At 57.1% G+C, this 13,796-nt stretch carries 8 protein-coding genes; 7 read left to right on the top strand and 1 reads right to left on the bottom strand.

Annotation, left to right across the window (positions count from 1 at the left end; translation table 11 throughout):
* Positions 1-33 precede the first annotated feature (33 nt).
* From KJS47_RS09595 to KJS47_RS09565, 7 genes are all read left to right on the top strand, one after another.
* Positions 34-1,434 (top strand): M20/M25/M40 family metallo-hydrolase, encoded by a 1,401-nt coding sequence (locus KJS47_RS09595; protein WP_306433018.1) that lies wholly within the window; start codon positions 34-36, stop codon positions 1,432-1,434.
* Positions 1,431-2,948 (top strand): ABC transporter substrate-binding protein, encoded by a 1,518-nt coding sequence (locus KJS47_RS09590; RefSeq protein WP_213524663.1) that lies wholly within the window; start codon positions 1,431-1,433, stop codon positions 2,946-2,948. Before KJS47_RS09595 ends, KJS47_RS09590 begins: the two co-directional genes overlap by 4 nt.
* Before the next feature lie 63 nt (positions 2,949-3,011).
* Positions 3,012-3,929: an ABC transporter permease gene (locus KJS47_RS09585; protein WP_213524662.1), complete on the top strand. Its 918-nt coding sequence runs from the start codon at positions 3,012-3,014 to the stop codon at positions 3,927-3,929.
* Between the two features lie 20 nt (positions 3,930-3,949).
* On the top strand, positions 3,950-4,873 hold the full coding sequence (locus KJS47_RS09580; RefSeq protein ID WP_213524661.1) for an ABC transporter permease: 924 nt from the start codon (positions 3,950-3,952) through the stop codon (positions 4,871-4,873).
* 37 nt (positions 4,874-4,910) lie between these two features.
* Complete coding sequence (locus tag KJS47_RS09575; RefSeq protein ID WP_213524660.1) at positions 4,911-5,879, top strand: ABC transporter ATP-binding protein; 969 nt, start codon at positions 4,911-4,913, stop codon at positions 5,877-5,879.
* Positions 5,880-5,885: 6 nt separating this feature from the next.
* On the top strand, positions 5,886-6,863 hold the full coding sequence (locus tag KJS47_RS09570) for an ABC transporter ATP-binding protein (RefSeq protein ID WP_213524659.1): 978 nt from the start codon (positions 5,886-5,888) through the stop codon (positions 6,861-6,863).
* Positions 6,864-6,908: 45 nt separating this feature from the next.
* Entirely contained in the window at positions 6,909-8,750 is a 1,842-nt protein-coding gene (locus KJS47_RS09565) for a S9 family peptidase (RefSeq protein WP_249716215.1), read from the top strand.
* A 157-nt stretch (positions 8,751-8,907) separates the two neighbouring features.
* Here the strand turns inward: KJS47_RS09565 and KJS47_RS09560 are convergent, their stop codons facing one another.
* A complete protein-coding gene (locus KJS47_RS09560; protein WP_213524658.1) occupies positions 8,908-13,668 on the bottom strand; it encodes an Ig-like domain-containing protein in 4,761 nt (1,586 codons plus the stop codon).
* Between the last annotated feature and the right edge of the window lie 128 nt (positions 13,669-13,796).

The raw sequence follows: 13,796 nt of genomic DNA, 5'->3' as shown, positions 1-13,796 counted from the left end.
GGAATAATAGAGGAAATATTCCACTATAGGCAGGTGAAGCTCTTGAAGGACGTGTACGAGTATATCGAACGAAACAAGGACAGGTACATCGGATGGCTGCAGGATCTGTGCAGACAGCCCAGCGTGGCGGCGCAGAATCGCGGAATGAAGGAAGCCGCAGGCATGGTGGAACAGCTGCTGCGGCAGCTAGGCGGAACGGCGGAGCAAATCCCGACGTCGGGCTTTCCCGTCGTTTACGGCGAATTTCAAAACGACAAAGAGACAGCGCTTTCATTCTATAACCACTACGATGTTCAGCCCGAGGATCCCATCGAATTATGGACCTCGCCTCCGTTTGCGGCGGAGATCGTGAACGGCCGGATCATCGCCAGAGGGGTCGCCGACAACAAAGGAAACCTGATTGTCAGACTGGCTGCGGTGGATGCTTATAAGGCCGTGAAGGGCGAGCTGCCGGTCAAGATCAAGTTTCTTGTCGAAGGCGAGGAAGAGATCGGCAGTCTGCACCTTCGGGAATTCGTCGACCAAAACCGGGATAAGGTCCAAGCTGACGGCTGTATCTGGGAGTTTGGGTACAAAGGCGCCGACGGAAGATTGCAGGCGTGCTTCGGCGTCAAGGGAATGTGCTTTGTGGAGCTCGTCTGCCGGGGGGCTAACACCGACATGCATTCCTCCAATGCGGCCATCATAGAGAATCCCGCTTGGAGATTGATTTGGGCGCTTAACACCTTGAAGACACCGGACGAACGGATTCGGATCAAAGGCTTCTACGATAAGGTCGCTCCGTTGTCGGTAGCCGACCGGGAAGTGCTGAACGAGATGGATTACGACGAGGAAAGCACATTGAAGAAGTTCGGGCTCGACTCCTTCCTGCTGAATTTGAAGGGGCTGCCGCTGAAGGAAAAGCTGATCTACCAGCCGACCTGCACGATTTGCGGATTTCAAACCGGCTATACGGGGGAAGGCAAAAAAACGGTTCTCCCGTCGGAGGCAAGAGTCAAAATCGATTTTCGCCTCGTTCCCGATCAGGAGCCGCATGAGATCTACCGGCTGCTGCGCGAGCATCTGGATGACCACGGCTTCTCGGATATCGAATTGATCCCGTATACCATGACCAATCCGGCGCGCACGTCCCTTGAAGGGCCTCTGGCCCGAGCGGTGGTAAAGACGGCCAAGGAGGTTTACGGCTGCGGCCCGATTATTAAGCCCATGTCCGCCGCTACGGGACCGATGTACATCCTGTGCCAGGGACTGGGCATTCCTTCCGTCTCCGCCGGGGTAGGCAACTTCACGTCCAACAATCACGCACCGAATGAAAATATTCTGGTAACCGATTTCATTCAGGGCATTCAACATATAGCGGCCATCATTGACCAGTTTCCCAGGGAAATGATGGCGGAAGCCAACGCGGAAAATAGAGAGGGGAGCTTGACATGAAACGAGCGGGAATGACGGTTCTTGCGGTGATGCTGATCTTGTCCGTCGTGCTTGCGGGCTGCGGCAAGGGCGCGGCCAGCGGATCCGGCAGCGGCGAGAAGGTACTCACAATCGGCAAGGGCGGCGACATCATCGGGTTTGACGTCCACAACCACGGCAATACCGGGACGGAAATGGTACATATCAATATGTTCAATTATTTGATCAAAAAAGACGCAGACGGAAAATTCATCCCGGATCTTGCTCTCTCGTGGGAATCGACCAATCCGACCACATGGAGATTCAAGCTGAGACAAGACGTGAAGTTCCATAATGGCGACCCGTTCACGGCGGATGACGTTAAGTTTTCGTTAGAGCGCGTGGCGAAGGACCAGAAGCTGGTGGAATACGGGAACTACAAGCAAATCAAGGAGGTCAAGGTGGTCGATCCGTACACGGTCGACATCGTGACCGTCGAGACGGAGCCCGTCCTCCTGTCAAGATTGTCCCGGCTCGGCTCGAGCATGCTGCCGTCCAAGCTCATCCAAGAGAAAGGGATGGATGCGTTTCTTAAAAGCCCGGTCGGCACCGGTCCGTATAAATTCTCCGAATGGATTCGCGACGACCGTGTCGAGCTCGTGAAAAACGATGCTTATTTCGGAGACGCGCCGAAATGGGACAAGCTCGTCTTCCGCTCCATTCCGGAGGAAGCGACGCGCGTTTCCGAGCTGCTGACCGGCGGCATCGATATCGCCGTCTCGATCCCGCCGACCGACATGAAACGGGTCAACGAAAACAAAACGACGGAAGTGAAGTCCGGCCCTACGACGCGCGTCGTCATGCTGGCGCTGAATACGGCAAGCGGACCGACCGCCAATCAGAAGGTGCGCGAAGCGATCAATCTGGCGATCGACAAGAAGGCGATCATCAATAACTTGTACGAAGGCGACGCACAAGAAACGCTGACTCCGATTATTCCGGGCGTATTCGGAGCGAAAAAGGAGCTCTTCGGCAAATCGCAGTACGATCAAGCCCGTGCCAAGCAGCTGCTCAAGGAAGCAGGGTATGAAAACGGCCTGACCATCAACTTCACCGGCTCGGTCGGGAAGACGTACAAGGACAAAGAAACGGAAGAATTAATTGCAGCCATGCTGACGGAAGTGGGAATCAAAGTCAACCTCGAGCTGCTGGAGGCAAGCAAGTTCAACGATGTGCGCAATGCCAAGAAAACGGGAGACATGTTCTTGATCTCCTACGGCAACTCGATGTTCGACGCCGCTCTGCTGTACAAGCGTCTGGTCCCGGACACCGGATACAACAATCCGCAGGTTCTCCAGCTCTTGAAGGCGGCGGAGACCAATATGAATCTGGACGAAAGGGAAAAGCAGTTCCAGCAGGTCCAGGATGTTTTGGCCAACGAGCTGCCCCAGATCCAGCTGTTCCAAACGAAAGCCAACTTTGGCGTCAACAAGCGAATCGCCTTTACACCTAGAGTAGACGAAATGATCGTTGCGGATGAGATTCCATTGAAGTAACGCTCGCCTCTGGGGGTCTCCGACAGGATCCCCCCTTTTCATTTCATTCATCGGGAGGTACCTGTGAGACAGTATTTGCTGAAAACCTTATTGCAAATTGTCCCCGTTCTGTTTCTCATTACGATTATCGTGTTTCTGCTTGTTCACGCCTCGGGCGATCCGGTATCCCTCATGCTTCCCGATACGGCGACCGACGAAGACCGGCAGAACCTGTCCGCCGCTCTCGGATTGGACCGTCCTTTGCTTCAGCAATATTTCACGTTTCTGGGCAATTTGGTGCAAGGAGATTTCGGCCAGTCGTTCCGTTACAAGCAAGACGCCTTGCCGATTGTGCTCGACCGGCTTCCCGCTACGTTCGAGCTGGCGTTGGCCGCGATGATCGTCGCCAATGTGATCGCGATCCCGCTCGGCATTCTCTCTGCCACGAAGCGGAATTCCATTCTGGACGTGTTCGCGACGGGGGCAGCCGTGCTCGGAAAGGCGATGCCGCACTTCTGGCTCGGGATTATGTTTATCTTGCTGTTCTCCGTGAAGCTGGGCCTGTTCCCGGTATCGGGAAGAGGAACGTTCGCCCATCTTGTGCTGCCGGCCCTCACGCTCGGCTCGGGCATTGCCGCTGAGATGACGCGCCTCATCCGTTCCAGCATGCTCGAAATTTTGGGTCAGGATTACATCCGGACGGCAAGAAGCAAAGGCTTGCGGGAACGCATCGTCATCTACAAGCATGCTTTTCGCAATTCGCTTATCCCGGTCGTGACCATCATGGCGCTGCAGATCTCCTCGTTAATCAGCGGAGCGATCATTACCGAGGCGATCTTTGCCTGGCCTGGCATGGGACAGCTGATTGTCCAGGCGGTGAATACACGGGATATGGCCATCGTGCAGGCGGCGGTGTTCGTCTTCGCCATCGTGGTTATCCTCAGCAATATGCTGGCGGATCTGTTGTACCGCGTGCTGGATCCCCGCATCAAATTCAACTAGACCGGAAAGGAGGAAAAGAGATGAATGTGACTATGGAAGTACAGAAGAGCGAAAGCCCAACCACGCTTGCCGAGCCGAAGCCTTTAAGCCAGACTGTAAGGATCGGACGCTCGCTTATGCGAAGCAAGACCGGCATGATTGGCTTTGCCATTCTTCTCTGCGTCGTGTTGATGGCGGTGTTCGCCCCCTATCTCGCTCCGCACAATCCCAGCCAAATTGCCGCCTCCAAACGGCTGATCCCTCCCGTATGGATGGAGAAGGGGACGATGGAGCACCCGCTCGGGACGGACAATCTGGGCCGGGACGTGCTGAGCCGCATTATATACGGCTCGCAAATCTCACTGCTCGTCGGTATTTTTGCGGTGGCCGTCGCCGGGCTGATCGGGGTCGTCCTGGGGCTTGTCTCCGGGTATTACGGCGGCTGGATCGACAAATTGATTTCGAGGGTCGTAGACGCCTTTTTGGCAATCCCGAACATTTTATTCATCCTTGTCATCCTCGCCGTGCTGGGGCCGGGCCTGTTTACTCTCATTCTCGTCATCGGGGCTACGAACTGGGTGAAATACGCGCGTATCCTGCGCAGCGAAGTGCTCAGGGTGAAGGAGCTTGATTATGTCAGAGCCGCGCGTTCTGTCGGAGCGAAGGATTGGCGGATCATCGTCCGGCACGTCCTGCCGAACGTTATTTCTCCCTTTATCGTCGTCTCGACTTTGAGCGTAGCGACGACGATTATTTTGGAGGCGTCCCTCAGCTTTCTCGGAATGGGGATTCAGTCTCCGACGGTGACCTGGGGCGGAATGCTGAGCGACGGAAGACAATACCTGGCGACGAGCTGGTGGGTCGCCACGTTCCCGGGGATTGCAATTACGATTACCGTGCTCGGGATTATCTTTCTGGGCGACTGGCTGCGCGACATTCTGGATCCACGCATGAAAACGAAGTAAGCCGATCCGTTGCGCAGATTGAAGGGAGAGACCAAACTTGAACAAGCTGTTGGAGGTTAATGAGCTGCGAACGCAGTTTAAGACAGAGGGCGGCGTCGTCGCTTCCGTCGACGGGATCTCCTTTTCCGTGGGAAAGGGAGAGACGCTTGCCATTGTAGGGGAATCCGGATGCGGCAAAAGCGTGACCTCCCTGTCCATCATGGGACTGGTCGCCGAGCCGGGCAAAGTCGTCGGCGGGGAGATCCGGCTGGAGGGCGAAAACCTGCTGGCGAAAACCAGCCAGGAGCTGCGCAGCATCCGCGGCAACAAATTGTCGATGATATTCCAGGAGCCGATGACCTCGCTCAATCCTGTCTTTACGATCGGCAATCAGCTGGAGGAAGTGTTCCGGCTTCATCAAGGGCTGGATAAAAAACAGGCCAGGCAAAAAAGCATCGAAATGCTGGAAGAGGTCGGCATTCCGAATGCGAAAAAAGTGGTGAACGACTATCCTCATCAGCTGTCGGGAGGGATGCGCCAAAGGGTTATGATCGCGATGGCTCTATCCTGCCGGCCTGCGTTGCTGATTGCCGACGAACCGACCACCGCTCTAGATGTGACGATCCAGGCGCAAATTCTCGAGCTGCTGAAAGGAATCACGACGGACCGAGATACGGGCGTGATCCTGATCACCCACGATCTGGGGGTCGTCGCCGAAATGGCCGACCGAGTCATTGTCATGTATGCGGGCAAGATCGTGGAGGAAGCGAACGTATTCGAGCTGTTCGCCTCTCCGAAGCATCCGTATACGAAAGGACTTCTGGGCTCCCTACCCCGTATCGACGTTCAATATGAGGAGCTTGGCTCCATTCCGGGCGCCGTGCCGAATCCGCTGCAAATGCCGGCCGGCTGTGCCTTCCATCCGCGATGTCCGATGGCCACCGACATGTGCACCGCCGCCCAACCGGTTCTCGAGCAAGTGAGCGACAGCCACTGGGTGCGCTGCTTTTACGCCAATGAGGAGTGATTCCGTATGAACCAAACGCTTGTGCCGCTGATGGAGGTTAAGGGGCTTAAAAAGCATTATCCGTTGCAAAAGGGACTGTTTCAATCGAACAAAGGGGCGGTTCGGGCCGTCGACGGAATCGATCTGACCGTGTACCGAGGCGAAACGCTAGGTATCGTGGGCGAGTCCGGCTGCGGGAAATCGACGACGGGACAGCTCATGCTGCAGCTCCTCGAGCCGACAGAAGGCAAAGTGTGGTTTGAAGGAAAGGAGATGACGTCTCTCTCCAAGCAGGAGCTGCGCCAAATGCGGCGTCACATGCAGATCATCTTCCAGGATCCGTCCTCTTCCTTGAATCCACGCATGAGAGTCGAGGACATCGTCGCGGAGCCGCTGCAGGTTCATGGGCTCTATAAAGGTGCCGCCCTGCGGGAGAGGGTCGTTGAGCTGCTGGAGCTGGTGGGCCTGGGACGCCACCACCTCTCTCGCCACCCTCACGAATTCAGCGGCGGGCAGAAGCAGCGGATCGGCATTGCGCGGTCGCTCGCGCTGAATCCGAGTCTGATCGTTTGCGACGAAGCGGTTTCGGCACTCGACGTCTCCATTCAATCCCAGATTTTAAACCTGCTGAAACAGCTGCAAAAGGAACTGAAGCTCACGTATATTTTTATCGCGCATGGGCTGCCGGCGGTGAAGCATATCAGCGACCGCATTGCCGTCATGTATTTGGGCAAGATTGTCGAGCTGGCGGACCGCGACTCGCTGTTTGCCCACCCGCGGCATCCGTACACGCAGGCACTGCTGTCGGCCGTTCCGATCCCGGACCCGACGCAGCGGAAGCAGAGAATCGTCCTGCAGGGGGATCTGCCTAGCCCGGCCAACCCGCCGAGCGGCTGCAGCTTCCATACCCGCTGCCCGTTCGCGCAAGAGATATGCAAGAAGACGGCTCCCGCTTTGCAGCAGCATGCGGAGGGGCATGCCGCAGCCTGCCATTTTCCGCTGTAACCGGGCTGCGGCTGCTTGCCGATCCCTTTTAAGGAGACGAAACGAATGGATATGAACGTGCAGGATCATGAGATCCTTCAAGCCTATTTAACCGTTGTGACGGCCTATAACCCCCAAGTGCTGCCGAATCGCTGCAAGGTGACGTTTTTGACGAAACAGACGGGATTGCCGCAGCTATGGAGCTGGGATGCGGCAACGGGAAGCTGCGAGCAGGTCGTGCAGATGCCGGACCGGGTTCTGGATGTCAAGCATTCCCCTTGCGGAACGAGGACAGTCTTCGGCATGGACTGCCAGGGGAATGAGAAGCAGCAGCTGTACATGCTGGACAACGAGACCGGGCAAGTGAAAGAGCTGGTCCACTCGCCGCAGCATTTTCACCATCTGGGCGGTTGGTCGCCCTGCGGGACCAAGCTCTCGTTCTCCAGCAACCGGAGAGGCCCGGGGCTGTTCGATGTATATGTCCTGCATTTGGACACGAATCAACTGCAGGTCGTGTACCGGCATGACGGCAAGTGCACGCCGGCCGGCTGGCTGCCGGACGGATCCGGACTGCTGGTGCTCATCGAAGAAACGAACATCTACCAGAGCTTGTACGTGTTGGACCTGCAGAGCGGAAGCACCCGCCCCATCGGCGTTCCGGGCTCCGGAAGCTACTCTTCTGTCCAGGTTAGAGGAGCGGCGGGGTACTTCCTGACGAATGCGGATACGAATACGACGGCGTTGTACCGGTTCTCCTTGGATGCTAGGGAAGCGGAGCTGCTCTGCCATATCCCGGAGTGGGACATAGAGGAGGCTAAACTGTCTCCGAACGGCAGCAAGATCGCCTACACCGTCAATGAAGGCGGTCTGTCGGGCTTGTATCTCTACGATATAACGACCGGCGATTCCCAGCAAATCGAAGGATTGCCGCGCAGCGTCAAGCAATCGTTATCCTGGCTCAGCGACGAGGAGCTCGTGTTTTGCTTGAAGAGTCCTGTCCTGCCCGGGGATCTCTGGAGCTGCCGCATCGATGGCGATAAGGTCCGGAGGCTTACCCATTTTGCTGAATCGGAGACGGTCGGCCATCTCTGGCGCGAAGCCGAGCTGTATTCATTCCGATCGTTCGACGGAGTCGAGGTGCCTTATTTTTATTACCGGCCCGATCCGGCTCTGTTCCGGCAAGAAGGGAGCAGCCGCAAGTCGCCGGCCATCGTTCATATTCATGGCGGACCGGAATCGCAGATCCGCTTCGAATTCCAGCCGGTCATCCAGTATTTCGTCGGGCAAGGCTATCCGGTCATTACGCCTAACGTCCGCGGCAGCAAAGGCTACGGCAAAACGTACCTGAATCTCGACAACGGACGCAAACGGATGGACGCGGTCGCCGACTTGGCGGAGATGGTCAAGGATCTGGCGCGGTTCGAGGAAATCGATACGAGCAGAATCGGCGTCGTTGGGAGGAGCTACGGAGGATTCATGGTGCTTGCGGCCCTAACGCATTATCCGGACTTGTGGGCGGCGGGCGTGGATATCGTCGGCATCGCCCATTTCCGCACCTTCCTGCAGAACACCGGGGAATGGCGCAGGAAGCTGAGAGAATCCGAGTACGGCACGCTGGCCCACGATTCCGACTTTTTCGAGGAGATAGCTCCGCTGAACCATTCGCACAAGATCAAAGTACCTCTGCTTATCTTCCACGGCCGCAACGACACCCGGGTTCCCGTTACGGAAGCGGAACAGTTGTATGAGGAAATGAAGGCGAGAGGCCAGGACGCCGAGCTGGTCATTTTTGAGGATGAAGGCCATCAGACGGAGAAGCTGGAGAACCACATTGCGCTGAATAGGGGAGTAATCCACTTTTTCAGCCGCCATCTCGGAGAAGGGAAGGCCATTCCCGAGCATCTTTAACGAACTCGTCGTGGGCAAAGTCAGCCATGCCGTTGGGGAACCCGCCATCCTGAACGGCGTTGCCGGCACAAACGAAAAACCACCCGCTTCCGCGTTAGGCAACGCGAGAGAGCGGGTGGTTTTGCTTTCGTGCAGGAGATTTGGTTTCCAGCTTACCTTACTTGCTCAGCAGGTTGTCCGGAACCGTGCCCGCTCCCGTTTTCACGGTAACGTTCAGCATTCCCTGCAGCCCGTATTCGCGATCGTAGACCGTCAATTGGACGTCTCCCGCGCGCAGCGCATGGCCTAAGCCGTTTTCTCCGATCTTCATATTTTTTCCGTCGCTGCTCACAAACTCCGCCTTCTGCGCCAGCGCTTGTGTGCCGTCGGCAAACGTCAGCCATGCGGCAAGCTGTCGCTTCTCGCCCGTTTTCCAGACAGCGGGAGCCTCCACGCGTACGGACACCGGGGTCGTGCGGAAAATGCCGACCTCCGCATAATTGTTCCACCGGTTCGCGGAATTGCCGAAGCCGTTAATTTGGACGTAGCGGGCCTTTGTGGATGGGAAGTGGTAAACCTCGGGCTCGTTGGTCGTTCCCGAGCTGACTCCGTCCGCATAGACCGTGCTCCAAGTTTCCCCATCCAGCGACGTTGCGATCGAAAAGTAGCTTTTGCGCGCATTTCCGCTAATGAAGGCAATTGAGACGGCCCCGATCTCCCGCTCTTGGCCGAGATCGTACTGAATCCACTGAGGCCCTTCCGCCGTCCAGCGGGTCGTCAAATCGCGGTCCAGTGTTTTATCGGGCGTGAAGCCCTGATCCGCCTGAGGAACAGCACTCGCCTTCACGCTTGTCACAGGCAAGCGGTTGATGTCCGGCGGGTCCCCAACAATCGGTCCGCGCAGGAAGGAGACCGTGTAGCGATTGACGTTCCCCGGATTCGCGGGATCGGTGACGGTTACGACCGTTTTCCCCGGTATGGACGCGGCCGGCGAAGTCGAAACCGGAAAATTCGAAGCCGCTTCGATCTTAGGCACAGCCGTCTCCTCATATGGCACGACGATCTCGTAATACGTCCGGGAAGGGACGAAGCCGCTGATCGTCTTGCCGTCCGCGGTCAGATTAGTCACAACAGGAGGGACTGGCTTTGCAGGCAGCTCGCCGTCAGGAATCGCCCAGCCGCTCAGCGGCACGAATGCAGGTGCCTCGGTCGGCAGCGGATCATACTCGGACAGCGGCACCATCCAGATGGACAGCTTGCCTTCCTCCATATTGGTCATATGGACAGCGAGCTTCCGAAACTCGACATTTACCGCTTGCCCAGACGGGTTCGGCGTTCCGGGTAGCGGTTCGGCGCTCATGGAGGTAAACACCGCGCCCGCCGGGGCATCCAGCATTTTGACATACAGCTTTTTGTCCTTTTGACTTAATATCGCGGCCCGGCCGTCTTCGATGATCCGGATGGACGCTTTCGTATGCATAAACCAGTACAGCTCCGACGGCGCCTTCAGCTTCATTTCATCCTGGACGATCAGCTGGTCGCGATTTCCCGTTAGCATCATGCCGCGCTGGAAGGAAACCGCATCGAGCGGGTAGCGATCGGTCAAATCGACGATCCCTAATGCGCCGCGAGGCTTCGATTCGCTGTGCACGAGCGGGGCGGTCGCGTCGTAATCCTGCATATGAACCGGGTTGCTCAGCGGATTGATCACGACGGTATTGTGTCCCTGAGCTCCTTTCCGGTAATAGGTCCAACGCGTTCCTTGCGCGGCATCCCAATATCCGGGGAGGTTATAATTCTCATTGCCCGGGTCGAGCGCCCATCTCTCGCCGAGCGCATCGAACACGAAGCTTCCGGCATCCATATCGAGATGGCTGAGCAGTGGATCCTTGAAGCCTTTGATCGCTGCGTAAGTGCCGTTAGGGTCCTCCCAGGAGCTTCGCATCGTCATCGACGCGATCCCTGCAAATTCATGGTCCAGCCCGGTAGGCTGGGTATCGAACATGCCGGGTTTATAGAACAACAGGTAAAATGGTGAGTAAACGCCCTGTGTCCGGTACAGCTCGCCCATTTGCCAAGCATAGTCCGGCCGGTTGAAGAAGTCGGCCAGCCAAAGCGATTGAGGATGGGGGAGTAGAATATCCCCATCATAGAAGTTGAAGAATCCGCCCGGCCCCTGCATATGAACCGGGAAGGAGCCCGTCTGCCGAATCCCCTCGAGGGAAGTCAGCCCGTAGTCGGTTCCCATCGATTTGTTGAGCGATGCCATCATGAGAAACAGCGGCATCGTCCCATATTGAAAATAGCTGGGACCCTCCGGCCAAGAGCCGTCGCCGTTGTAAAAGCGCAGGGAATTCTGCAGCTTGCGGTAAACGCCTTGCAGCACCTCACCGGCCGCCTCGTTCGCCGCACCGCCCTCGCCCAGCAGAGCAAGCGCCGTCAGGCCGAAGCTTCCGTTATCGACAAAGTTGATATTGTTGAACTCTCCGTTATGGGTAAACCCTCCGCGGTACCACTCCAGCGCGGGGGTCAGGGCGTGCTTGACAATCGCCAGCTCGACCGTCGTCCGCTGCTCGGGCGTCATGACGTTATACAGCAAGTCATAGGCGAATGCCGCGCTGTACGAGAGATACGTCAAGGACAGCATGTTGTTGTACCGGCCGCCCCAATCCGCAAAGCCCGCAGCCGACTCCAGCTCCTGTATCGCCCTCTCGGCATAACGCGGTTCCTTGGTCAGTTGGTACATGAGGGACGTGTTTATGAGCAAGTCCCGGATATTGCCCGTGCTTCCCCCGTTCGCGAGGTACGGATAGGGAGCCTGCCCAAGCAGCGGATCGGTCGCCTGCTTCAGCTTGTCGAACCATTCCGTTACATACCGGTCTTGGCCGACCAAGCCGCGGATCGCCGCAAAATCGCTGTCGTTCGCTAGCAGCCGCGGATGGACGTTGGCGTTGCCCTGAGCAGCAAGCTTAGCGGAAAAGTCGGCTTTGTCCGGAACGACGAAGACGTTCACGGATCCTTCCGTACGCAGGCCGTTTTTGCCGGTTGCCGCAACTTGGAACGTCTCGTATCCGACGAAGCCGGGCTTTGGCGTGTATGTAAACGCTCCGTTTGCCTGGATGACCAATTGCCCCTGCGGGTCCGCGGCTTTCGCCCATGTGACGGAATTGGCATCGGGACTGAGCACATTCCCCAGCTTGCCGGTCAAGGGAGTGTCCTTAGCCGTCGAATACCACAGCAGATCGAGTACGGGCGGCTTATCGTCCGGCGTGACCATCAAACGGGCTTTGTTGAATTTAGGGACTCCGCCCGGTGTACGGACCAGGTACGTAAACTCGTCGGCTCCGGAATAATAGCGGTTCGGGTAGTAGCGGAACCCCCCGTCGGGCTGCAAGGTTAGCTTACCGTTGCTCGGTCCGACGGCAACCTCGAAGGTAACGGCTGCCTGAGTCGAATCGTTTGCAAGTAGCCTTCCCTGCAATTCGCCGTTCTCGGCGACGGTTCCCGAGTAAGGCTGAACGGTCAGCGAGCCCGGAGCATCGACCGATACGGCAACGCGGCGGGTCGTCTTTGTTTCGGCGGATACGGCCGAAAGGATGGAATAGCCGGGCGACAGACCGAAGATCCGGCCATCCTGGTAGACGGCGACCGATACCGGATCGGACGAGCTCCAGGTCAATTGCTGAAGCGAAGCGTCCGCCGGGGTGAACACGGTTTGAATTTGGGCGGACTGCCCGGTTTGCAATTCGACGATTTCCGGTGCCAGCGTAAATTCCTGGAGCGGAACATGCTCTTTGATGGAGAAGTCGTCGAACCAGACCGTGCCGGTCGCATTTTCGAGGAAGGCCTCCACCTTGACGGAGGGTGCCGCAGGGTTGTCCGTCGTATCCGGCAGCGTGACGACTTGATGAAAAGGCGTCCAATCCGTCGTTCCGCTGATCGCCTCGCTCAGAAGCGGTACGATGACGCTTTGTCCCCCGTTGCGCTTATACTGTAGGCGGACAACAACGGGACTGGAGACGTCCTTTGTTTTCACCCAACCGCTGACGAGATAGGGCTTCCCGATAGCCAGCGCGGTCGTTTCCTGAACGACAGCTCCCCGGCTGGCCGCAGGAGGAGCTCCATCGATCCGCGCCGACTTGGTCCCGCTATGGAACACGGTGCTGTCGACGGAAAAGACGGGATTCCCGCTTGCTCTCCATGTCGTTACCTGGACGGGTCCGACGTTGCCGGCCCAGGCGCTGGAGGGCTCCGTCTTCTCAAATCCGCCGTTCGACAGCAGGTTTCCGTCCTGCGGCTTAGGCGGCGGGTCATCCGGCAGCACCTCAAACATGCGCAGATCGTCAAACCATGCGGTGCCGGCTGTATACTCCAGGAATGCCTCGAAGGTAATTCTCACGGCATCGCTGTCTTTTGGAATCGCAAAGCTTTTTTCCACGAGCGTCCAGTCGTTCGTTCCTTTAAAGGAAGTCGTCTCGTTGACGCCTCCGATTCTTGCTCCCTTGCTGTTATACGTTTGGATTCTCGCATAGGCTCTCGGACCCCCGGACGATTCGTCGATCCGATCCGTTTTGACCCAAAATTGCAGCTTCATCGGCTTCCCGTTCAGATCGGGCGACAGCAGAATATCCTGCTTGATGGAGCCGCGGCTGATCTTGTTATCCGCCGCGCTTAGCTTGTAGGAGTGCGTTCCGACCTTGTAGACGGCCTCGTCCACTGCATAAACCGGCTTGGCTGTCGTGGCGTTGCTGTAATTCCCCATGCTCCAGCCGACGGGCAGCCTATTCGAGTCCAGAACCTCAAAATCCCCGTTTTGAAACAGGTTCGGCCCCTCTGCCGCATAGGCTTTCGGCGGCTCTTTGGCAATGAGCATGCCGGGAAGCAGCAAAGCAACCGTTAGCAGCAGTGCTAATCGTTTCTGCAAGCTTTTCAAACGCATGGCTCTCGTTCCCTCCTTTAACCGAAATGTATGCGCCTTCATTTTGGAAGACATCCCCAGTATAAAGCGGAAGCTGTCCCGGTTGAACCAACCGTTCTTCACAGCCATTAACCGATTGTAAGATTTGA

The sequence above is a fragment of the Paenibacillus sp. J31TS4 genome, assembly GCF_018403265.1.
Lineage (GTDB): Bacteria > Bacillota > Bacilli > Paenibacillales > NBRC-103111 > J31TS4.
The sequence above is the reverse complement of the archived record's forward strand: the minus strand, read 5'-3'. Positions and strand labels throughout refer to the sequence as shown.

Bases quoted from the DNA above. Each gene is read 5' to 3' on its own strand.
- KJS47_RS09590 (WP_213524663.1), top strand. From the start codon at position 1,431: ATGAAACGAGCGGGAATGACGGTTCTTGCGGTGATGCTGATCTTGTCC.
- KJS47_RS09580 (WP_213524661.1), top strand. From the start codon at position 3,950: ATGAATGTGACTATGGAAGTACAGAAGAGCGAAAGCCCAACCACGCTT.
- KJS47_RS09570 (WP_213524659.1), top strand. From the start codon at position 5,886: ATGAACCAAACGCTTGTGCCGCTGATGGAGGTTAAGGGGCTTAAAAAG.
- KJS47_RS09565 (WP_249716215.1), top strand. From the start codon at position 6,909: ATGGATATGAACGTGCAGGATCATGAGATCCTTCAAGCCTATTTAACC.
- KJS47_RS09560 (WP_213524658.1), bottom strand. From the start codon at position 13,668: ATGCGTTTGAAAAGCTTGCAGAAACGATTAGCACTGCTGCTAACGGTT.